The following is a 240-nucleotide window of genomic DNA, read 5'->3' as shown; positions in this document are numbered from 1 at the left end:
ACTTAATTTTTTAGACGGCTTTCTACTTCAAAAATTCTTTTATTCAACAGCTCTGTTTTATTCTCAACATTCTGTAACTGTTTCAAATGGGCTTCTATGTCTCTAGGGTCATTTTCTTCAATGCGTCTTAAGGACTCTTCAATTCCGTCCAATCTTTTGTTGACATTTTCAAATCCATCGCTTACTTCTTTACGCATCTCTTGAATTGCTTTTAAAATTTGATTGTCCATTTGTTTCACC

Annotated in this window: 1 protein-coding gene; it reads right to left on the bottom strand. The window is 33.3% G+C overall.

Annotated features, from left to right (window positions below):
* Positions 1-2: 2 nt before the first annotated feature.
* Positions 3-240, bottom strand: a 238-nt coding sequence (locus R0J92_RS26165; protein WP_411053836.1) for a hypothetical protein, incomplete at its 5' end; no start/stop codon positions are given.

It is taken from the genome of Tritonibacter sp. SIMBA_163 (assembly GCF_046535935.1).
GTDB classification, from domain to species: domain Bacteria; phylum Pseudomonadota; class Alphaproteobacteria; order Rhodobacterales; family Rhodobacteraceae; genus Epibacterium; species Epibacterium scottomollicae.
The sequence above is the reverse complement of the archived record's forward strand: the minus strand, read 5'-3'. Positions and strand labels throughout refer to the sequence as shown.